This is a genomic window from Natrialba asiatica DSM 12278, from assembly GCF_000337555.1.
Lineage (GTDB): Archaea > Halobacteriota > Halobacteria > Halobacteriales > Natrialbaceae > Natrialba > Natrialba asiatica.
Genome location: NZ_AOIO01000036.1, coordinates 1 through 21,236 on the forward strand (window position 1 = coordinate 1; position 21,236 = coordinate 21,236).

The window sequence follows — 21,236 nt, forward strand, 5'->3', positions numbered from 1 at the left end:
GATGTCGTTTCCTTCTCGATCCAGCACTTCGATGTCGTCACCGCTTGAGAGACCGTGTGCCTCGGCGAAGACGACTTCGAGGTGTGCATTCCCGTTCCCGTCTTCGTAAGCCACAGGTCCTTGTTCGACATCAGACACGTTTGCCGCAGCAGCTGCACCCGCGAAGGATGCAGTCATTGCGACAACCGAGAGGACCATCATCGCGGTCAGGAACAGTGCGCGTCCCTTTGCGCGGAAAGTAGTTTCCTTTGTCATGGTTTGTAATTGTTTGTGACCAGGCAGCCATCCCAGCGGCCCGATCGCCACGACCACGGTGATCGTGCCAATTGGAGTCCTGGAATATGCTCCCGGATAGGGGTAGCAGGTTGATTTTGGATGCTATGTAATAAGTCTTCTAGTTCTGACTTTCACTAATCGAAATGTATTTGTGTTGCAATTAGTTACTATAGATGCGGGCGATCGACGCCCACGCACACATCCATCCATCGCGGAATGTGTTGTCTTGGCGCGACGGAGGCCGGGGCACCCGGGTAGGGACTGAGTGTTTTCAGCCTCCGCGCGCTTTTCACTCGCTCTTGAGCCGTGCTGCCGTCGTGGTCGTGGCCCCAACTGGTAGCGAGTGGGCAGGCGCAGGTAGGCACATAGCACATTATACGCGTAGTACGGAGTATCTAAAGTGGAGAAATACAAACACTCAAATCAGTAATAACGCGACAGTAATGCAGAGGTGACAGATAATTGCAGCAGGGCATCGGGTATCGTGGCCCTCGCAGCAGAGTGTGGGTCTAACGAGGACCCGGAGTGCGAGAGCGGCGACGACAATGATGGGGGGAACTGCGGAGACGGGAGTGGGGAGGGCGGTGCGTCCGATGACGACCTCGAAATCGCCGAACACGATCTTGTCGTCGACGAGGGTGAGTTCATGACCGACATCACGATCGAAGGACTCGTCGGGAACAATAGCGACGAGATGGCTAACTACGTCCAAGTCACCGCGCGGATCTACGATGCAGATGGGAACCAGTTCGACAGCTACCTCGACAACACCACCGATCTCGCTGCAGGCAACTCGTGGTCCTTCGAAAACATGGGTCCTCGAGGCGCCGAAGACATCGACAGCTACGATATCGCGATCGAGGACATCACCTGGTAGAGTTCAACTACCGTTCAGCGGTAAGCACTTTTCTTACAGGATATTCATCGGGGACCAGTCCGATACTACTCACTATTAGTAGAGTAACTACGTATTGGGGCTTGGTGAATCTCTAAGTTGCGGAATGACAGGGATCTGTTCCCTAGAGAGTCCAATCGTTATCGATCCGATGGATGTGCATTCCCTGCGATTCCACGGTGTGCCCAATTCGGTGTAAAGATAGTGGCTGTTCTCAGGGGATACCGACGGATGGCGTAGTTTTAAGTGTAGGTATATCGGCCACTGATCGTCTCGGAAGCGCTATAGAGATGTGCCACCGAGAAAACCGGCTGGGAGCAGGTCAGTAGTTTTGTGGATGGATTAGGGACGAATGGCCATTATGGGAACGATAGCGATGATGGTGGTTGTAGAGAGCGGGGGACCGCCTCTCGGACATGAGCCGACGTGGTAGAGTCCGTTCCCCACTAATACGACAATTTGTACATCATGAGAGAGTAGGCGTGCTCGGAGTGCGAAAGCGGGATTGGAGAGCGCGAGTAGTTAACCCAGAAGACCATCTCTTCTTCCGTTATCCACCATCTTTCCAGAATTCTGCACTCTGTTATTCAGATCTGCAAAAAACTATTTTAGTACTCACTGTCACTATATCCTATATTCAGCTGAGATTACGTGATTTGATTGATGGCAATTAGAACAGTTACGAGAAAAACGGTTTCTCAAAGATAGTACGAAAGAGAAGGCCAATTCATTTGACCCTGAAGCGTTCAAACACGACGGGTTTGATTGATTTTCGAACACCACACTCGCGACCCAGTGACCGGCGAGTGGCAAAACAAAATACGTCGAACGGAATACGGGCCTACGATACCGATGTGTTCGGACTGCCACGACAAAGGAAGTGAACAGTAGCGTCCGAATCTGCCGACATTTACTACTGAATAGAAGAACTATGCTAGTTGTTATTCACTTGCTCTGTCTCGATCTCTACATTACTTGACTTTATTATGTAATTCCCTTCTATATTATCAAGCGTATTCTGGGAGAATCCGTACCCGGTTGGATTTTCTTCAATGTCGTCACGGTCGTATACTCTGAGCCCATTTTCTTCTAACTCTTCAGCGGACATACTCAACGCATCGCATGGATCCCCACTAGGGGCTGTAGCAGTAACATTCACTGATGTCTCTAATGAATATTGATCTAGCAGCCAATCGTCAACAGTAGAGTTCACATTAAATTCCATCGTATCTCCCGGCGCTATAACTGCCTCAACCAATGTCCAATAATTTATATCACGAATTGACAGGATGTCGCTCCATTCAAATTCGGTTTCTATACTATCCGTTGTGTCAGTGTGATCGGACAGGTCTTTCTGCATAGTTTTAACTACCTGACTTCCTGCCCGTAATTCAGTACTGAAAGGAATTCTACCGGCGAGTTTACTGACAGTATATTCGACTGCGATATCTGCATAATCCTCGTAGCTCCATGCGTTCTCATCGGTATGCATTTCGTGTGAAGCACCAATATATCCATCAAGTGCGTTATCATTTGAATCACGGTACAGATCTCCTTCGCTGGTGTCCCAAGTATGCTCAACTTTTGATTCTGTTATCTCCCTACATTGAATGCAGCCATTGCCATTATTTTGCTCCCTTGCAGCAGCACAATCTACGTGAACTGGTGTTCTCCAGTTGCCTGCTGCACAGCCTGCTTCTGCATGAAACATTGTGAATCCAGATTCCAGTTCACCCGATATACTCTGAGGGCAAGAGTCAGAATAAGACGCCTGATGGATGATCTCTTGCTTTGGATGATAATCCTGGGCAACTACTGGTCCAGTGAAAATTGATCCTAATGCGGATATTCCAATGCCAGTCGCTGCAGCGGTGCGAAGGAATGACCGTCGTTTGGGCGTGGTTCGGCTATCTCGGATATCGTCATTGTCTAACGACATGATCATAGCCAATACTCATTACTATATATTATTTACCGATAAGGTATAAATATTAGATGAGCAATAACTGTGGGGAGATCTGATACCCTTTCTGAGCTACTATCCCCTAGGGAACTGATTTCAGGATGGTCTGTCGTGATACCGTGTTTTGAAATACTCCACGTCAGGACTTTTATATCGTACATCGATACAATCGCGTATAATCTAGAATCAGTGAGTTTTGACGATGAATACAACTTGAGATCCTCCACCGGAACAACGAGTTACGGTCGCGATCGCGGCACCTCAAACCCGCAACCGACGGGCGTCGAGCCGAGGATGCGCTGATCTATGAGCCCTCGAGCGTCGACAAGATTGAATGGGGACCCCTTCGTGAAGAAACGACAGGCCGAAAGAGTTCGAGACTGACACTAACACTCAGCAGTCCGATAGCCAGAAGCTCAATTTCGCCTATTTTTCTGTATTTCAGAAAGAAAATAGGAATCCCGTTTAGGCCTGATTTCCCCCAATTCGTTTTAATATTCGTAACAGAACAATAGCGATACCGCGTCGAGTTCAGTAGCGACAGTCCAATAGTTGTGAGCGCTGCCGTGAAGGTGTGACTACCACGTCTCGATTCGTCCCGCACGGATATCCTCGACACAGCCTTCACAGTCCGGGTGGTCTGCTTCGTAGCACGCTGGGCGGTACTGGTCGTCGAGCATTGCTGCTCGGCGTTCTGCATACCGTCGGCAGACGATCTGTGTCCGGCCTTTGCCATCGGATGGGAGCTGGCGCGCGTTTTTGGCCACTTCATAGGCCTGCTGGGCTTCTTCGAGTTGGCGATCGGTCGACCCCCGAGCCTGTTCGTACTGCTCGCCTGCCGCCTGGAGTTTCGAACGCAGGAACCGCGTGAGTCGACGATCCGACATACGCAGTAGTATCCGGTCGCCGACCACATAGGCCCGTCGCTGCCCATGTCCGTTGTAGATGGAGGTAATGTGATCGTCTGCTCTCGCATAGTTGTCGAGGGCAGTTCGCTACACCAAGATGGAGAGTAAGGGTTAACTACAGGCCACGTTTTTCTCTGCATAGACGGAAAACGGGCCCTTAGCTCAGTCTGGTTAGAGCGCTCGGCTCATAACACGATCGCATCCATGCGGTCATGTGAGATACCGAGTGGTCGATGGTTCGAATCCGTCAGGGCCCATCAGCAAAAACCGACATGTGGCCGAAACTGATTCGGGCGTTCTTCAGCCACTCACCTCACTAGAGGCGTGGTTTTCCATTTTGGACACGGGGAGTCCATAACCGGAAGCGAACCAGCGACTGGTTCCGGGTCTCCGCCGTCACGCGAAATTAGTAGCCGAAACGGGGTGGTCGGCGCGCCGTGGCCGGCCGTCAGTCACTACTGTAAGTCCAGCCTGACTCTCCAGCGGTCCCGGAAATGGACGGAGGACTGCAGGCGAGTGGTGGCCGTGGACGCCACTGAGTGCTACCAACCGACTCGAAGTTGAGGTCGTTCATTCGAGCGCGAGTTCATTGGAGGGAGTGGAGTCGATGTCGGTGGATTGTGAGTCGGTTGCGGTGGTCGTGTCGGGGTCGGGGTCGGGATCGGCGTTTGTCGTTGTGTCTGTGCTGCTATTGGCGTCTGCCGGCGGCGGTGTGGCGTCAGTTGTGGTCGTCGCTGTCGTTTCAGTGGTGGTGTTGTGCGTGTCGTCGAGTTCGCCGGGTGGCGTGCCGTCGGAAGGACGAGTATCGTCGAGTTCGATATCGTCTGCGGCCGGTTCCTGAAGCGTACTCGCTTTGGGAATTTCGATCCGAAGCGAGCCGGTGTCCGAGAGAGTTGCGGTTCCGGCGCTGGGGTCGACGACGGCGTCGGCCGGGAGGTCGGCCGTGCCGCTGAGGTGGGTTCCGCGGCCGGGAAATCGCATCTCGTAGCGGTCACGGAACGGGCGGAAACGATCGACGCTGATCTTGACGGTCCCGTCCATGTACCGGACCTGGACGTCGTCCGTTTCGGCACCGGGAGCGTCGAAGACGACGAGATAGGAGTCGTCGTTTTCGAGGAGGTCGACGGGCAGTGAGCGCTGGTTCTGGATGCGACCGCTTGCCCGGCCGAGTTGACGGTAGAGCACGTGTGTAATCGACGAGCCGAGGGACGGTTTGTTCACTCCGCATCACCTCTTGTGAAACCGACACGGCAGGTGGGAGCCGATGCGCTGTGCTGGGCGGGGACCTGGGTGAGAGCGCGTAACATAGCCGATGGGACAACTACGATAGCCACGTTCTTATTAATTTTGGTGCTGGGTAAAATAACGTCTGACGCGATGGTCGATCGAGTTCGCTGGCGCAGTTCCGGCGGGCTGTACGGAGACCGGTGGCTCAGAGTTCGACCGGTTCGAGGCAGTCGGTACCGCCGCAGACGGGACACGAGAGTTCGGAGGTGTCGAACTCGTCGGGAACGTCGTAGGTGTAGTGGTTCTCGAACAGGTCGAGGAAGCAGTCGTCGTCGGTGCAGACGATTTCTTCGGTCGGTGGCATGGACGACAGTACCGGGACCAGGACCATCAACGCGGCGGTTGCGGTGGTTCGTGTCGGGCACCCTCGTCGTCTCGCGTTAGTCACCGTTTTGTCGTTCGAGGCGCTATCGGTCGGTATGACTGGCTCCGGCTCCGGCTCTGGTCCCGACTCCGGGACGGAGACGGACGCGCTCTCGGTGACGATCGTCGACGGCTACGTCGACGAACCCGCACACTTCGGAGTGCCGCCGTACATTTCGACGTATCCCCGGTACACGGCGGGTGCGCTCGTTGATGCGGGCGTCCCGCGCGAGCAAATCACGTATCACACGATCGACGGCCTGCGAGACGACCCCGATCGATGGCGCGCTGTCGACGACGCCGATCTCATGATCTATCTGGGCGGGATGACCGTCCCCGGCAAGTACGTCGGCGGCACGCCCGCCGAACCCGACGAGGTACGGAAACTCGCGTGGACGGCGAGCGGCACGAGTCTGATGGGCGGCCCGGTCAAGTTCGGCGTCGGCGACGAGAACGCCGGCGCGACCGAAACCGAACGGCAGGATCTGGACTTCGATTTCGTCGCCAAGGGCGACGTCGAGGCCGCCGTCCACGACCTCGTCGAAAGCGGCTTCGAGGGCTTCAACAATCGAATGCGGGACATCGACGAGGTCTCGCGGTGGGCACAAGCGGGCGCTTTCATTGTGGAACAACACCCCAACCACCCCGAGTACCTCATCGCCGAACTCGAGACCTCGCGTGGTTGTGCGTATCGGTGCTCGTTCTGTACCGAACCGCTGTACGGAAACCCCTCGTTCCGCCCGCCGCCGACCGTCGTCGGCGAGGTCGATGCGCTCGCGGACTACGGCGTGAAACACTTCCGAATCGGTCGGCAGGCGGATATCCTCGCCTACGGCGGCGACGGCGAGGCGCCAAACCCGGACGCGCTCCGCCAACTCTACAGCGGCATCCGGGAGGTCGCACCGAACCTCGAGACGCTCCATCTGGACAACATGAATCCCATCACGATCGTCAACTGGCCGGAGAAGAGCCGTGAGGGGATTCGGATTATCGCCGAGCACAACACGCCCGGGGACACGGCCGCGTTCGGGCTAGAGTCCGCCGATCCCGTCGTGCAGGAGGAAAACAACCTGAACGTCACCGCCGAGGAGTGCTTCGAAGCCGTTCGCATCGTCAACGAAGAAGCGGGCTGGCGGCCGGGCGGGTCGGACGATCCGACCGTCGATGCAACGACCGGCGACGCTCATCCGCGCCGACTTCCCAAACTCCTCCCCGGAATTAACCTCCTCCACGGGCTCAAGGGCGAACGCGAGGAAACCTACCGACACAACCGCGAGTTCCTCCAGCGCGTCTACGACGAGGGCTACATGCTCCGGCGCGTGAACATCCGACAGGTCATGTCCTTCGACGGCACCGATATGTCCGATACGGGAGCGGAAATCGCGAACGAGCACAAGAAGCTCTTCAAGCGCTACAAACAGCAGGTCCGCGAAGAAATCGACAACCCGATGCTCGAACGCGTCGTCCCGCCGGGAACCGTCCTCTCGGACGTCCACCTCGAGTACCACCAGGACGGGAGGACCTTCGGCCGCCAGCTCGGCACCTATCCGCTGCTCGTGGGTATCCCCGGCGAACGCGAACTCGGGCGGACGATCGACGTCGCCGTCGTCGACCACGGCTATCGCTCCGCGACCGGCGTTCCGTACCCGCTCGATCTCAACGGCGCTTCGATGGACGAACTCACCGCGATCCCCGGCGTCGGCGACCGGACTGCGGGCGATATCGTCGTCAATCGCCCCTACGAGTCCGTCACGGACGCCGGCCTCGAAACGGCGATCGAACTCGACGAGTTCGTGACGACGCGCCCGTTCGAGCACGCGGATTGAGCGAGAGTGCGCGAGTGGAGCGCGTGGCGGTTTGGCCGAAACCGGGCGTGTGGAGAAAAATTCTCGGTCGTGGTCGGTAGTTCTAATACGGATGAGCGTCAGAGGTGGAATTGAGGGTCTACCTGTGGAAATATCTGAAAAACTCCTGTGTCTGTTCAGTACGGAGGTTTCGGCAGAGGAGGACCGATACGTCATCGAGGTACCACGTCAGGAAGTTGAGACCGGCGACATCGATCCGGAGGAGGTCTACCGTGTCGCGCTCATCTCCCGTGAGGGAGAGGAGGGTGAGGTCGAGGCATCGGCGGCGGCACAACCGCAGCCACAGCCCCAGACCGCCACCTCGGAGCCACAGCCACCGGTCGATGTCGGTGAAACGCGCTACGTCGAAATCGAAGATATCGGCAAGCAGGGTGACGGGATCGCCCGCGTCGAGCGCGGTTACGTTATCATCGTTCCCGGTGCGGACGTCGGTGAGCGCGTCAAAATCGAGGTCACCGAGGTCAAGTCGAACTTCGCAGTCGGCGAGATTATCGAAGACACGTTCTAACGTTACCGTTACCGGAGAGTGATGCGCTGTCCGGTCCGAAACAAATTCCGAAGAGCCGGCGGCAAGTGCAGCCTTCGCTTCCGTACGACTCACGCTCGAGGCGGGATCGTTTCGCGGTAGGTGTCCGGATCGTCGTGGAAGCAGTCGCCGACGACGATCGCATCCGCGCCGGCCTCGAGAATCGCGGTGGCTTTCTCGCGCGTGTCGATGCCGCCGCCGTAGAGGAGTACCGTTTCGTCGAGGTATCGCGCGGCTGCCGTGACGTCTTTCGGGCCGCCGTAGGTACCCGAGTACTCGACGTAGAAGATCGGAAAGTCGTAGAACGTCTCCGTTGCGAGGGCTGCACCCGCGACCTGGTCGGGCGTGTACGTGGTTTCGACGCCCGAAACGCTCGCTGCCGCCGAATCCAGGTGCTGCACGACGTATCCCTCCCCGATGAGTTTCGTCGCGAGTTCAGCGACGGCGTCGACGCCGGTCGACGCGACCAGGTCGCCGACGAGCGGGACGGAACTGCCCGCGAGTTCGTCGGGTTTGCGTGCGATCTCGGTGAAGAGGTCGAGGTGTTTGCCGACGAAGTTGTCCCGGTCGCCGTTGTAGACGGCGGGGACGGCGATGGAGTCGACGGCGTCGATGGTGTCGGTCGAGACCTGCGTGGCGCTGTAGGGTTCCTGAAAGATGGGGAGGTCGGGAGCGATGTCGTCGATCGCTCGGACCGCCGCGAGGGTGTTGGTCTCGGTCACGTCGTCGGACCCGCCGACGATCACGAGATCGGTGTCCGCGATGACGCCGGGGTCGTCCGGTAACGGCTTTGCCGGGTCGACTTTCGTGACGTGTCTGATATCCTGCCAGGCGATGTCCATAGCAAAACGTCACAGACGTATGTGAATTTTCTGTCGGTTTCGTGTCCTGAGACGGACTGACCGCCGGTCCGTACACTCACGCAGACACTTAGTTGGAAAGTCGCGTTCCGTCCGGCCGTTTCGCACCTTCGGAGTCGTGAACGACGACCTCACCCGCCCCCGTATCGGCGGGTGCGTACTCGTCACGAACGTCGATCGCCTCCTCGAGTTCGCGAACGGCGCGTTCTTTGAGCGCGGCGGCGAGTGCTTCGGCGTCCTCGCGGGAGATGTCGCGACCGAGGCCCTCGCACTCGTGGGCGCGGACGACGCCGGCTTCGTCGACGGCCTCGCCCATCGGCTGGCTGGTGCCGTCGAGGGCGACGCTGAAGGGGTAGGTTCGACAGATCAGCGGGCGGTCGTCGTGGGCGGTGCAGGCCCCGACGCCGTCGTCGTCTTCCGCGTAAAAGACGCAGTCGCCGCAGCCGCCGGTCTGGAGCGCCCATTCGAAGGTTTCGCCTTCCGGTCCGTCCTCGCCCTCGGTGAGGCCGTAGGGCATCGGCCGGGCGACGTCGCGCCAGTCGCGCGCTTCGGCGGTTGCGTCCGATTCGGGGGTGTCAGAACCGGTAGCGGGAGCCCCATCGTCCGACGCGGTGGCGCCCTGTAACTCGCGAACTTCGTCGGGAAAGACCGTCGCCGTGTGCTCGTCCTCCCCGTGGCTCGTACAGCAGGCCCCACAGCGGGTGCACTCGAAGCCGATCGATTCGATGGCGTCGGCCAGGTCGTCGACGGAGAGTTCGCGGGCGCGTTCGAGTTCGGTTTCGAGCGAGGGCACACCTACAGCTACGCGGCGAGGCGGAAAAGTCAGTCGCTCCGGCGGGCGCGAGCGACCGCACCGTCCCACGCGAGGCGGCCCTCCACGGCGAGTTTGTCGAGGTGTGCCCGGACCGTCGCTCGCGCGAGGTCGCGAACCCCGGACAGGTCCTTCTCGTAGGCCGCCGCGAGGATCTCATCGAGCGTTTCGGCACCGCCCTCGACGGCGGTCAGGACCCGCTGTTCGCGCCGGGCGCGGTGGGCGAGGAGACGCTCGAGGGTCTCCCGCGGCGCGTCGATAACCGGACCGTGACCCGGATACAGTATTGGCGGGTCCATCGCCCAGAGTCGACGCAACGTCGTTACGTACGCGCGCATGTCACCCTCCGGTGCCCCGACCACGACGCTGCCCTCGCGGACGGCGCAGTCACCGCAGACGATCGGGCCGCCGTCTCCAACCTCGAGTGCGACGTGATCCGGTGCGTGTCCCGGCGCGTCACGGATGCGGACGAACTCGTCGTCACCGTCGCCGAGCGAGAGTTCGGTTCCGGGAGTGAACTCGCGGTCGGGCGTGCAACCCGTCGCCTCCTGAAATCGGGTGGTGCGGCCGCGTCTGGCCCAGACCGCCGCACCCGTCGTGTCGGCATAGGTCTCGACGGCGCCGACGTGATCCGGATGAGTATGGGTGACCAGGATGTGCTCGACGGAGCGGTCGGCGACGAGTTCGTCCAATGAGGACGTTTGTGCAGCCGGATCGACGAGGATCGCGGCGTCGTCGCCGATGAGATAGGCGGTGGTGTCGCCGGTCGGGGCCCGCGTGGAGACGGGAACGGCGCAGGAAGCAACGTCCATACGTGCGTCTCATCGGCGGGCTGTATGTGCGTATCGAAGCGGTCCAAAACGGAGACGGCGTCAGTTCTTGAGGTAGTAAACCTGCTTGCGCGCGTCCCGGAAGCTGTAGCGCGACCCCACGAGGCCGACGTCCTCGAGGCGATTGAGTGCGTAGCGGACGGTGCGGTCGGGAAGCAACGATTCGTCGGCGAGTTGTCCCTGCGAGAGCGGCGAATCGGTTTCGAGGACTTTTGCAACCAATTTCGCGCTCGGGGGGAGGTCGCGGAGACGGTCCCGGTATTCGTCCTCCGATAGGACCTCCTCGGCTGCGACAGTGCCATCCTCTGCGGTACTCGTGCTCATACAATTCTGACCGGAATCAGTGCTGGTAAAGCTTCCCTATATGTGGATAGGAACAATGAAGTTTGTATAAGGGGTTCAAATGTGGTATTAATACATGGAAATGATTCGCACGTTGAACGGTGGTACTGGCGGGTCCGACCGTCCACGATGGCGCACCGCGCGGGAAGTTCGCGCGTGCTCGCACTCGGTCGGCCGTCCGGACCCGTCGGATTTTGCGAACGAGTCCAGTATCGTTTTATCCCACGACTACAGTAGTTTCGCCCAGTGTGAAAGGACAGGAGTGGTACCAGGCTGACGACGTCGCCGAGGAGTACGACGACAAGCGCTTTTCCAAGGGTGGACAGTTGATCGACCGACGGGAGAAGCAAGCAGTCCTCGAGGCGATCATGCCCGTCGAGGACCGTACGATCCTCGAAATCGCCTGTGGTACCGGGCGATTTACGGTTATGTTGGCCGAGCAGGGCGCGGACGTCGTCGGACTCGACATCTCGGCAGCGATGTTGCACCAAGGGCGAGCGAAAGCACAGCGCGCTGAACTCGCAGGGACACTCGAGTTCCTCCGCGGCGATGCGGGGCGGCTACCGTTTCCGGACGATCACTTCGATACCGTCATCGCGATGCGTTTTTTCCATCTCGCGGACGATCCGGAGGCGTTCTTGCGGGAGATGCGGCGGGTAGCGAGCGAACAGGTCGTTTTCGATACGTTCAACCGCTTTAGCTCGCGGAGTATCTACAACTGGGCGCTGCCGATGGGCTCGCGACTGTACTCGAAGGGCGAGGTAAGTACGCTACTCGCAAAGACGAATCTAACGCTGGTCGATGTCGAAGACGATTTCCTCCTTCCGTACGGCCTCTACCGGGCGATTCCGAACGGGCTCGCCTCATCGCTTCGGTCGATCGACAGCGCCCTTGGCGGGCATCCGATCACGGATCACGCAGCGTCGGTATCGTACTGGAACACGCGGCTTCGGTAGTGGGCGACGATAGCTGACAGTAATCCCATCGTATTTTTACTCCCCGGGTGTTCTACCACATACTATGGAGCTCTCGGTAGTCGTCTCGACGCTCAATGACCGAGAGCAGTTGCTCTCCTGTCTCGATGCACTCGCCGAGCACACGCCGGCGACGACCGAAGTGATCGTCGTCAACGGTCCCTCCTCCGACGGCACGACTGGCGTCGTCCGCGACCGGCCCGATGTCGACGTTCTCGTCGAGATCTCCGAACGGAACGCAAACGTCTCCCGAAACGTCGGCTTCAGCGTTGCCACCGGCGACGTAATCGCCTTCCTCGACGGCAGCTACGCCGTCGAACCGACCTGGTTTCAGGCCATCGAGCAGGCACGCACGGATGGAACGGATGTAGTAACTGGCCCCGCGGTTACAGCGGGGGAACCGATACAGCCACCCGACGAGGCAACCGAAGACGCACCCACCACAGCCGACACGGCCAGCGCAGCTACTCCATCGAGTTCCCCTAGCACGCCCAGCACGCCCAGCGAACCCAGCCACCCCGCCGCAATCGACGGCCCCGCACAACCCCACACCAAAACCATCGCCGGCCGCTCGATCACGCTCATCAACGGGGACAACGTCGCCTTCGATCGAACCGTTCTCGACGCACTCGACGGCTTCGACGAGTACCTCGAAACCGGCGGGGATCGAGACTGTGCCCACCGGATCGGCGGACTCGGATTCGATACTAACTGGCAACACGAGATGGCCGTCCGTACCGAACTCGGAGCCGACGGCGGGACGATGACCGAACTCGATTGGGGAACGACCTATCGGGCGCTCTCCTATCGGCTCGCGAAGAACTACGGCCCGCGACCGACGGTCGTCGCTCGGACGGTCGGCAGCGCGCTCCGTGACGGATTCAGCGGGGCGCGACGAATCGTCTCCGGTGAGGCAACGCCGACGGGGTGGCTATCGGACGGAACGGACGTGGTTCAAAACGCGGCCCGCGGATTTGTGGACGGAACTCGTGCCCGTTACGGTGATCGAACGGCTCAGCGGAACCCGAACGGGATCTCGGTCAGACACGACCGCGCTGTTCGCGTGTACGACCGGCGGTAGCTATCGGTCGGCGGTCGATATCCCGTCGGCACGAGACTCCGATCGATAGTCGGTACCGCTCGTCTCTTACTCGGGATCGAACCCGCCAGCGAGTTCGTCGAGGACGAACAGTGCGAGTGCGCCGAGGGCCGCCCACGCGACGGTCAGGAAAACGACGTTGGGTGTCCAGGCGTACGCGTCGCCGATTTCGTGAAGCGGCGCGGGAACGGAGCCGGCGATCAGGCCGACGAGGAACAACATCGTGAGCGTTCGTTGTCGGTCGAGCGCCGCGCGGACGACGCGGGCGATCGTGACGAGGCCGACGACGCCGCCGACGACGAAGAGGATCACGGTCGTGCCCGGAGCGACGAGCGCCTGGAGCGTTCCCGTCGTCGAGACGAGTTCGTGAAGCGCGTCGAGGAACGCGGTTAATTCGGACATTAGGTAGACGTACTGTCCGAGGAGGATCAGGATGAGCGAGCCGGAAACGCCGGGGAGGATCATGGCGCTGACGGCGAGAGAGCCGGCGAAGAGGGTTCGGATGGGTCCCTGACCAGGAAGCTGGAGGACGTTGCTGGCGACGAGTAAGGCGAGACCGGTGCCAGCGCCCGCGGCGAGGACGTGTTCGGTGGTCGAGAACGGAAGGCTTCGAAAGAGGACGACGGCTGAGGCGGCGATCAGGCCGATAAAGAATCCGAAGAGCGCGAGGGGGTGTGAGGTTGCGAGCGCGGAGACGGCGCTACCGATAATCGCGACGGCGGTTATCACGCCGACGCCGAGCGGGAGCAAGAACGGGAGATCGAGTTCGAGGAGGGCTTCGCGTGCCCGGGTTCGGTGGTCGGGATCGTAGCCGCGAAGGATGTCGAGGAGGCGGCCGGGCGTGAAGGCGGTGACGGCGGTTATCAGGCGGCTGTAGAACCCGAGTAGGAGGGCAATCGTGCCACCGGAGACGCCGGGGAGGGCGTCGGCGGTGCCCATGCAGAGGCCATAGCAATAGATTCGGAGGATTGCGAGGCGGTCGCCGACGCGCTGGGTGAGGTTATATCCCATCGATTGCGTAGTGGTGTGACCGCATCGTGTGCAGGGCTGGCGATCGGGACGGTCGTCCGTGGTCCATACGTAGCGGGTATTGAGGCACGACCATAAATGGCGTCACTCCTCGCAGGAGTCGAGTTAGTGCGACAACAGAACGACTCGGGGATTATCGTAACGACGGGACGACCGGACGGAGGGCGGGTAGTGGACAGTCACCGGAACGGAGCGAAGACGGAGCAGAGGGCGAAGACCGGAGGACGACGGTAAAAACCGGTGCCGTCGAACTAGTTACACGTAGGCATCCGGTGCGAGCGCGTCGATCACGCGACAGGCGTTCTTCGAAAAGACGCGCCAGAGTTTGTCCTCCGAGACATCGAGCGTGAGGATTTCCATGACGGCGACGTTCGGATGGCAGGCGGGCGCGCCGCTGCCGAAGAGAACTCGATCCGGATGTTCGAGCAGAGCGCGCTCGAGGAGGTCCCGGTACTTGACGAAACTCGTCTCGACGTAGCAGTCGTCAAACTCGGCGAGCAGATCGATCGTCTCGTGCATTTTTGAACGATCCAACGGATGCCCGCCGAAGTGAGCGATGATAACGGGGAACGAGCGGCCAAGAATCATCTCCGCGAGTTCGGCTGGCGTCGCGTCCGTGCCGCCGCGGATGATCAGGGGAAGGCCGACGGCCTCCAGAGTGTCGAGGACGTCCTCGCCGGGGAGGTCGTCGGTGAGGGGGTCGAGGACGAAGCCGTGAAACCGGTCGTCGTAGGCGTATTTTTCGACGTCTTCGGGGGTCGTGTGGTACTCTTTTCGGCGAGCGACGGCGTTGTGGAGGCAGTTCGTTGCGGTGCTACCGGGGCGGCGGGTGCCGTTGATGCGAGCGAACGCGACGAACGGGCGGTCGACGCTTCGTCTGGCAACGCCGTTGTTCGGAGCGACGTAGCTCGTCTCCGGCGTTGCCGGCGGGAAGGCGATCGATCTGGTGATTCCCGCCTGGTGCATCTCCCGTTCGAGTCGGTCGGGAGTGATCGATCGACCGCGGGGCTGCTCGCGTCGGTCGGGCGTGAGCCGTGCATAGCTATCGACGACGCGAAACCCGTGTTCCAGCTCCAGCATCCCACCCCATCGTTTCGAGTCGATCCATATTTTGCTACCGACTTCGCCGTTGCGCGGGTCACGCGGGCACGCGATACAGGGAATCGCAAGACGGAGTGGGTGCGAGAGGGAAACGCTTATATAGAAGTGCTGACGACATAGTTAGTGAGGATTCAGCTATGGCACAACAGCGACGCATGGGCGGACAGCCTATGTTCATTATGAGCGAGGATAGTCAGCGAACACAGGGCCGGGACGCCCAATCGTCCAACATCATGGCCGGCAAAGCGGTCGCCGAGTCGGTACGGACGACCCTCGGCCCCCGCGGCATGGACAAGATGCTCGTCGACTCGGGTGGCGAGGTCGTCATCACCAACGACGGGGCGACCATCCTGAACGAGATGGACATCGAACACCCCGCGGCTCAGATGATCGTCGAAGTCGCCGAGACTCAAGAAGAGGAAGTCGGCGACGGCACGACGACCGCGGGCGTGATCGCTGGCAACCTGCTCGGGGAGGCCGAAGACCTCATCGAACAGGACGTCCATGCGACGACCATCGTCGAGGGCTACCACGAAGCCGCCGAAATCGCCCTCGACGCCATCGACGAACAGATCAGCGAAGCCGCCGTCGACGACGAGGTTCTGAAGCAGGTCGCCGAGTCTAGCATGACCGGCAAGGGAACCGGCGGTCTCACCGCCGAATCCCTCGCCGAAACCGTCGTCGAGGCCGTCCGCCACGTCGAGTCCGACGACGGCGTCGCCCGCGAGAACGTCACCGTCCACACCCAGATCGGTGCCTCCTCGAACGCGACGGAACTCGTCCCCGGCATCGTCATCGACGAGGAGCCCGCCCACGACGGCATGCCGACCGAGATCGAGGACGCCTCGATCGCCGTCCTCGATGTTGAACTCGGCGTCCGCACCGGCGACGTCGACGCCGAGTACGCCATCGACTCGATCGACCAGCTCAACGCCGCCATCGACGCCGAGGAAAGCGAAGTCCAGGGCTACGCCGAAACCGTCGCCGAGAGCGGCGCCGACATCGTCGTCACTACCGAAGACGTCGACGACCGCGTCAGCACGTTCCTCGCCAACGAGGGCATCCTCGTCTTCGAGAACGTCGGCAGCAGCGACACTGCGGACATTCTCTCCGCCACCGGCGCAACCCGCGTCGGCGCCCTCGACGACCTGGAGGAAGCCGACTTCGGCAAAGCCGACCGCATCCGCACCGCAAACTTCGGCGACGACGACCTCGCGTTCGTCGAGGGCGGCGCGGCCGCCGAAGCCGTCACCGTCTTCGTCCGCGGCGGCACCGAACACATCGTCGACGAACTCGAGCGCGCGATCGGTGACGCACTCGACGTCGCCGCGACCGCACTCGCCTCCGGTGAAGTCGTTCCCGGCGCTGGCGCGACCGAAATCGCCATCGCAAACAAGATCCGCGAGGAAGCCGCCGGTATCGAAGGCCGCAAACAGCTCGCCGTCACCGCCTTCGCGGACGCACTCGATGTCGTCCCGCGCACGCTCGCGGCGAACACCGGCCAGGACCCGATCGACGCACTCGTCGACCTCCGCGCCGCTCACGACTCCGAGGGTCGTGCCGGCCTGATTACCGATGGCGAAGACGTGACCATCGACGACCCGCTCGAGTTCGGCGTCGTCGATCCGGCAGATGTCAAACGCGAAGCGATCGAGAGTGCGACTGAGGCTGCGACGATGATCGTCAGAATCGACGACGTCATCGCTGCTGAATAACTCGCTCTCACCCGTTTCTCCGATTTCCGTCCCGCGTCGGTGGCTCCGACTGGCCAATAGTGTTAAGTGTTAACACTCGAGACTACCGATCGTTATGTCCGGCATGGCCTCTTCAGATCGACTGACGCCGGTCGCCGAGGCGGTTGACCAAACCGTCTACTACGACGCCGAGAGCGAGACCTATCACATGTGGTGTGATGAAAGCGAGTACGAGCCGGTAACGACGGCGCTTCCGCTCGCGGTCTCGTCGATTCATGGCGTCGACCCAGCCGCCCTCGAGCCACTCGCGGACAGCATCGATCCGGACGCTCTGAACGCACTCGTCGTCGACTGGTGCGAGACGACGCGACAGTGCGCAGTCGCCGAGCGAGCAGGCTCGGTCTCGTTTTGCTACTCACGATGTGAGATTACGATTTACGACGATGGGGAGATCGTCATCGATCCGAATCGAGCGACGCTCGTGAGCTAACAACGCGTCGGGGGCTGCTTTTCACGCCGATTCGAGGGTGACTGATGCACCAACTATCAGACCGAACGTCTCGTCGCCGCGTCCCTGGTTCACGTCGAGTTCGACGTAGCCGTGGCTCCCGACCGTCGCAAGTCGCTCCCCGACGGGAACGGCTCCGAAAGTCGTCGCGACCGGCACCCGCTCGCCGTTTACGCGCACGTGTTCGCAGTCCGCAAGGAACGAACCCGGAACGTTCGTGATCGCGTTTCCGAAGTCGTCGACGACCAGCACCTCGCCGGTTGCGCGGCCGTCCGCGACCGTCGCGTCCGGCAGTGTAAGCGGCGAGACGGTCGACGTTGGCTCGAGAAACGCGAGTTCGGTGAGCGCATCGAGTCGGTCGAGACCGAACTCGTGGATGTCGCCGGCAGCGGGAGCGAAGACGTCTCGACCGTGGAAGGTGGTGTGTGGTGAACTCGGGCCGGTCGAGTCGGTGGGTTGCTGGTGGCCGGCGACGGCCGGCGGATCGAGCTGTGCATCGTCGATGATGTATGCGTCGAGCCCGGAGCCGATGGTCGGCTCGGAAGCACTGGTCGTTGCTGCAAGCCGGCGAGCAGCAGGGAGCAAGACGCCATTGTCGGGGCCGACGAGGACGTGATCGCCCGCACGGATGGCGAGTGCGTTTCGGTCGGTGCCGACGCCGGGATCGACGACGACGAGGTGGACGGCGGGCGGGAAGTACGGGAGCGTCTCGTGGAGCCAGAAGGCGGCTGCTCGGATGTCCTGCCGCGGAAAGTCGTGGGCGACATCGACGAGTCGAGTCGCGGTACGCTGCGAGAGGACACCGCGCATCGCTGCCGGATAGGGGGTGCCGAAGTCGGACGAGAGCGTGATCATTCGCCGTTCGAGTCAGAATCGCTGACCATTTGAATGCGTTCGAGACCGTTGGTCTCGTTGACGACTTCGACGACAGCTTCGGGGACGAGGGCTTCCCAGTCGCCGTCGTTGATCATGCGTTCGCGGACTTCCGAGCCTTCGAGTACGTCGCGGTTGAACATCGGCGACTGGCGGATATCGATATCGGCCTCGCGGAACAGTTGGATGACGAGTGGATTGTTCGAGTAGGCGACATCGAAGTCCGGACTCATGCTCTGGACGTGGCTCACCCAGACGGAGTTCCGATCGAGATCCTCGATGGGGACGGCGTAGGTCACGAGGTCGGTGTCGACGAGGGACTTGGTGATCATCATGATCCGTTCGCCGGCGGTGAACGGGTTTCGAACGGTGTGTGAGTGGTCGGCACTCCCGATGCCGAGTACGAGTTCGTCGACGTCCGCCGCGATTCGTTCGACCATGTTGTGGTGGCCGTTGTGGAAGGGCTGGAATCGACCGATATAGAACCCCCGTGTCATGTCGGACAGTGGTCGGGCAGTACGCTTAAGCGTGGCGAGTTATGCCACTGTGGAAGAACTACTGGACGGACCGAGAGCGGGTGTATATCGACACCGGTGAAACGACTCGAAAACGGGCGGGAGCCGTTGGGTACCCATCACGTTCCGGGATGACGGCCAGACTCGGAGGCGGATCAGAAACGAGCGTACATAGCTCAGGACTGTCGTTTTCGGCACTACTAGCGGTTCTTCATATGGAGAAAGTATATCAGTGGCAATCCCTTCGAATCAGATACCGAACAGAGTTCTATGAGCAACGATACGAACGCTGACGACCCTCCCGAGGACGCCTCTGGGACTGTGCCACGCGAAGAGCAGGCACAGGACGAGGAGCGTGAGCGTGGACGGGAGTCCGAGCGTGTGCAGGATGGGCGCGACCGTGAGCGCTCGCCGCAGACGCCGTCTCACCCGGAGTCTACGCCGCAGTCGCAATCACAGTCCACGGAGCGTCAGGGAGAACGGTCGCCGACCGACGGTGACGAAGATACTGCCGGTGACGGCAATCGACGCGACGAGGCCGACGATATCGAAACTGTCGACGATCTCGGCAGTTCCGTCGAGGTCGACCCGGGCGTCGAGGTAGACGATGAGATCGCCGAAGACGACCTTCTGGGCGGCCTCAAAATCGACTCGACGGAAGATATCGAGGTTCCGGATCGACTCGTCGATCAGGTCATCGGACAGGACGAAGCGCGAGACATCATCATCAAGGCGGCAAAACAGCGCCGTCACGTGATGATGATCGGCTCGCCGGGGACCGGCAAGTCGATGCTGGCGAAGGCGATGAGTCAGCTCCTGCCGAAAGAGGAGTTACAGGACGTACTGGTCTATCACAACCCGGACGACGGGAACGAGCCAAAGGTGCGGACCGTTCCCGCCGGAAAAGGTGAGCAGATCATCGACGCGCACAAAGAGGAAGCGCGAAAGCGCAACCAGATGCGCTCGATCCTGATGTGGATCATCATCGCAGTCATCATCGGGTACGCGATCATCAGCCCCGTCAGCCCCCTCCTTGGGATTCTCGCAGCGGGGATCATCTGGCTTATCTTCCGGTACACCAGTCGCGGCACGGACGCGATGGTGCCGAACATGATCGTCAACAACGGCGACAAGCGGACCGCGCCGTTCGAAGACGCGACCGGTGCCCACGCCGGTGCGCTGCTCGGCGACGTGCGCCACGACCCCTTCCAGTCCGGTGGAATGGAGACGCCGTCTCACGACCGCGTCGAACCGGGCTCGATCCACAAGTCCAACAAGGGCGTGCTGTTCGTCGACGAGATCAACACGCTCGACGTGCGCACCCAGCAGAAGCTCATGACGGCGATCCAGGAGGGCGAGTTCTCGATCACGGGCCAGTCCGAGCGCTCCTCGGGCGCGATGGTCCAGACCGAGCCCGTTCCCTGTGACTTCGTCATGATCGCCGCCGGGAACCTGGACGCGATGGAGAACATGCACCCCGCACTCCGAAACCGGATCAAGGGGTACGGGTACGAAGTGTACATGGACGATACCATCGAGGATACGCCCGAGATGCGGCGCAAGTACGCCCGCTTCATCGCTCAGGAGGTCGAACGCGACGGCCGCCTGCCCCACTTCACCCACGAGGCCGTCGAGGAACTGCTCCTCGAGGCGAAGCGTCGGTCGGGCCGGAAGAACCACCTGACGCTTCACTTCCGCAGTCTCGGCGGACTGATTCGCGTCGCAGGCGACATCGCCCGCGCCGAGGATCGGGACCTGACCACCCGCGATGACGTGCTACAGGCCAAGGGCCGCTCGCGCTCGATCGAGCAACAGCTCGCCGACGACTACATCGAGCGGCGCAAAGACTACGAGCTGCAGGTCACCGAGGACGGCGTCGAGGGCCGCGTCAACGGTCTCGCCGTCATGGGAGAGGACTCCGGTATCATGCTTCCCGTGATGGCCGAGATCGCGCCCGCACAGGGCGGCGGACAGGTGATCGCCACCGGGAAGCTTCAGGAGATGGCCGAGGAATCGGTCCAGAACGTCTCCGCGATCATCAAGAAGTTCTCCGACGTGGACCTCTCGGAGAAAGATATCCACATCCAGTTCGTCCAGGCCGGACAGCAGGGCGTCGACGGCGACTCCGCCTCCATCACGGTGGCGACGGCCGTCATCTCCGCGCTCGAAAACATCCCGGTCGATCAGTCGATCGCGATGACCGGCTCGCTGTCGGTCCGCGGGGACGTCCTCCCCGTCGGTGGCGTCACGCACAAGATCGAAGCCGCCGCCAAAGCCGGCTGCAACACGGTCATCATCCCCGCGGCGAACGAACAGGACGTGATGATCGAAGACGAGTACGAGGAGATGATCGACATCGTGCCGTGTTCGAACATCAGCGAAGTCCTGGATGTCGCCCTCGAGGGCGAACCCGAAAAGGACTCGCTGCTCGACCGTCTCAAGTCGATCACCGGCACGGCGTTCGAGCAACAATCGGTCGGCTCCGCCGGCGGCTCGAATCCGAGCCCGCAGTAAGCA

21 protein-coding genes and 1 tRNA gene are annotated in these 21,236 nt (G+C 60.9%); 9 read left to right on the top strand and 13 right to left on the bottom strand.

All coding sequences use genetic code 11. From position 1 onward, the window contains the following. The coding region (locus tag C481_RS22410) for a surface glycoprotein (RefSeq protein ID WP_193787843.1) at positions 1-255 on the bottom strand (255 nt) is incomplete at its 3' end. A gap of 472 nt (positions 256-727) precedes the next feature. Here C481_RS22410 and C481_RS16145 point away from each other — a divergent pair. Next, complete coding sequence (locus tag C481_RS16145) at positions 728-1,153, top strand: FxLYD domain-containing protein (RefSeq protein ID WP_161605638.1); 426 nt, start codon at positions 728-730, stop codon at positions 1,151-1,153. A gap of 952 nt (positions 1,154-2,105) precedes the next feature. On the opposite strand, the gene C481_RS16150 is transcribed toward C481_RS16145, so the two are convergent. After that, positions 2,106-2,882, bottom strand: coding sequence for a hypothetical protein (locus C481_RS16150; RefSeq protein WP_152422200.1), 777 nt, complete (start codon positions 2,880-2,882; stop codon positions 2,106-2,108). 830 nt (positions 2,883-3,712) lie between these two features. After that, positions 3,713-4,021, bottom strand: coding sequence for a DUF7091 family protein (locus C481_RS16155; RefSeq protein ID WP_006110368.1), 309 nt, complete (start codon positions 4,019-4,021; stop codon positions 3,713-3,715). A gap of 172 nt (positions 4,022-4,193) precedes the next feature. Here C481_RS16155 and C481_RS16160 point away from each other — a divergent pair. After that, positions 4,194-4,299: transfer RNA gene (locus tag C481_RS16160), tRNA-Ile, on the top strand. A 313-nt stretch (positions 4,300-4,612) separates the two neighbouring features. Here the strand turns inward: C481_RS16160 and C481_RS16165 are convergent. Next, positions 4,613-5,263, bottom strand: a complete 651-nt coding sequence (locus tag C481_RS16165; RefSeq protein ID WP_083860927.1) for an Hsp20/alpha crystallin family protein — start codon at positions 5,261-5,263, stop codon at positions 4,613-4,615. A 211-nt stretch (positions 5,264-5,474) separates the two neighbouring features. Further along, entirely contained in the window at positions 5,475-5,633 is a 159-nt protein-coding gene (locus C481_RS22300) for a DUF7559 family protein (protein WP_006110370.1), read from the bottom strand. Between the two features lie 115 nt (positions 5,634-5,748). Between C481_RS22300 and C481_RS16170 the strand changes: the two genes are divergently transcribed. Together C481_RS16170 and C481_RS16175 are read left to right on the top strand one after the other, a co-directional pair. After that, positions 5,749-7,518, top strand: coding sequence for a radical SAM protein (locus tag C481_RS16170; protein ID WP_049904717.1), 1,770 nt, complete (start codon positions 5,749-5,751; stop codon positions 7,516-7,518). 124 nt (positions 7,519-7,642) lie between these two features. Further along, complete coding sequence (locus tag C481_RS16175) at positions 7,643-8,065, top strand: TRAM domain-containing protein (RefSeq protein WP_006110373.1); 423 nt, start codon at positions 7,643-7,645, stop codon at positions 8,063-8,065. An 89-nt stretch (positions 8,066-8,154) separates the two neighbouring features. On the opposite strand, the gene C481_RS16180 is transcribed toward C481_RS16175, so the two are convergent. The 4 genes from C481_RS16180 to C481_RS16195 form a co-directional block, all read right to left on the bottom strand. Then, a complete protein-coding gene (locus C481_RS16180; RefSeq protein WP_006110375.1) occupies positions 8,155-8,925 on the bottom strand; it encodes a heptaprenylglyceryl phosphate synthase in 771 nt (256 codons plus the stop codon). 88 nt (positions 8,926-9,013) lie between these two features. Then, a complete protein-coding gene (locus tag C481_RS16185) occupies positions 9,014-9,736 on the bottom strand; it encodes a YkgJ family cysteine cluster protein (RefSeq protein WP_006110376.1) in 723 nt (240 codons plus the stop codon). 29 nt (positions 9,737-9,765) lie between these two features. Continuing rightward, complete coding sequence (locus tag C481_RS16190) at positions 9,766-10,566, bottom strand: MBL fold metallo-hydrolase (RefSeq protein ID WP_006110377.1); 801 nt, start codon at positions 10,564-10,566, stop codon at positions 9,766-9,768. A 60-nt stretch (positions 10,567-10,626) separates the two neighbouring features. Next, positions 10,627-10,908: a MarR family transcriptional regulator gene (locus C481_RS16195; protein WP_006110378.1), complete on the bottom strand. Its 282-nt coding sequence runs from the start codon at positions 10,906-10,908 to the stop codon at positions 10,627-10,629. A 266-nt stretch (positions 10,909-11,174) separates the two neighbouring features. Here C481_RS16195 and C481_RS16200 point away from each other — a divergent pair, with 266 nt between their 5' ends. Beyond that, positions 11,175-11,882 (top strand): class I SAM-dependent methyltransferase, encoded by a 708-nt coding sequence (locus C481_RS16200; RefSeq protein WP_006110379.1) that lies wholly within the window; start codon positions 11,175-11,177, stop codon positions 11,880-11,882. A gap of 64 nt (positions 11,883-11,946) precedes the next feature. Further along, positions 11,947-12,981: a glycosyltransferase family 2 protein gene (locus tag C481_RS16205; RefSeq protein ID WP_006110380.1), complete on the top strand. Its 1,035-nt coding sequence runs from the start codon at positions 11,947-11,949 to the stop codon at positions 12,979-12,981. 66 nt (positions 12,982-13,047) lie between these two features. On the opposite strand, the gene C481_RS16210 is transcribed toward C481_RS16205, so the two are convergent. Next, positions 13,048-14,010, bottom strand: coding sequence for a DUF368 domain-containing protein (locus C481_RS16210; protein ID WP_049904715.1), 963 nt, complete (start codon positions 14,008-14,010; stop codon positions 13,048-13,050). Positions 14,011-14,283: 273 nt separating this feature from the next. Further along, entirely contained in the window at positions 14,284-15,108 is an 825-nt protein-coding gene (locus C481_RS16215; RefSeq protein ID WP_006110382.1) for an amidohydrolase family protein, read from the bottom strand. Positions 15,109-15,299: 191 nt separating this feature from the next. Between C481_RS16215 and thsA the strand changes: the two genes are divergently transcribed. Together thsA and C481_RS16225 are read left to right on the top strand one after the other, a co-directional pair. After that, positions 15,300-16,844, top strand: coding sequence for a thermosome subunit alpha (gene thsA / locus C481_RS16220; RefSeq protein WP_049904716.1), 1,545 nt, complete (start codon positions 15,300-15,302; stop codon positions 16,842-16,844). A 94-nt stretch (positions 16,845-16,938) separates the two neighbouring features. Beyond that, positions 16,939-17,313, top strand: coding sequence for a HalOD1 output domain-containing protein (locus tag C481_RS16225; RefSeq protein WP_006110384.1), 375 nt, complete (start codon positions 16,939-16,941; stop codon positions 17,311-17,313). 21 nt (positions 17,314-17,334) lie between these two features. Here the strand turns inward: C481_RS16225 and C481_RS16230 are convergent, their stop codons facing one another. Both C481_RS16230 and C481_RS16235 read right to left on the bottom strand, forming a co-directional pair. After that, positions 17,335-18,186, bottom strand: coding sequence for an SAM hydrolase/SAM-dependent halogenase family protein (locus C481_RS16230; protein ID WP_006110385.1), 852 nt, complete (start codon positions 18,184-18,186; stop codon positions 17,335-17,337). Beyond that, a complete protein-coding gene (locus tag C481_RS16235) occupies positions 18,183-18,701 on the bottom strand; it encodes a nicotinamide-nucleotide adenylyltransferase (protein ID WP_006110386.1) in 519 nt (172 codons plus the stop codon). Before C481_RS16235 ends, C481_RS16230 begins: the two co-directional genes overlap by 4 nt. Before the next feature lie 288 nt (positions 18,702-18,989). On the opposite strand from C481_RS16235, the gene lonB reads away from it, so the two are divergent. Beyond that, entirely contained in the window at positions 18,990-21,233 is a 2,244-nt protein-coding gene (gene lonB / locus C481_RS16240) for an ATP-dependent protease LonB (RefSeq protein WP_006110387.1), read from the top strand. The last annotated feature ends 3 nt before the right edge of the window (positions 21,234-21,236 follow it).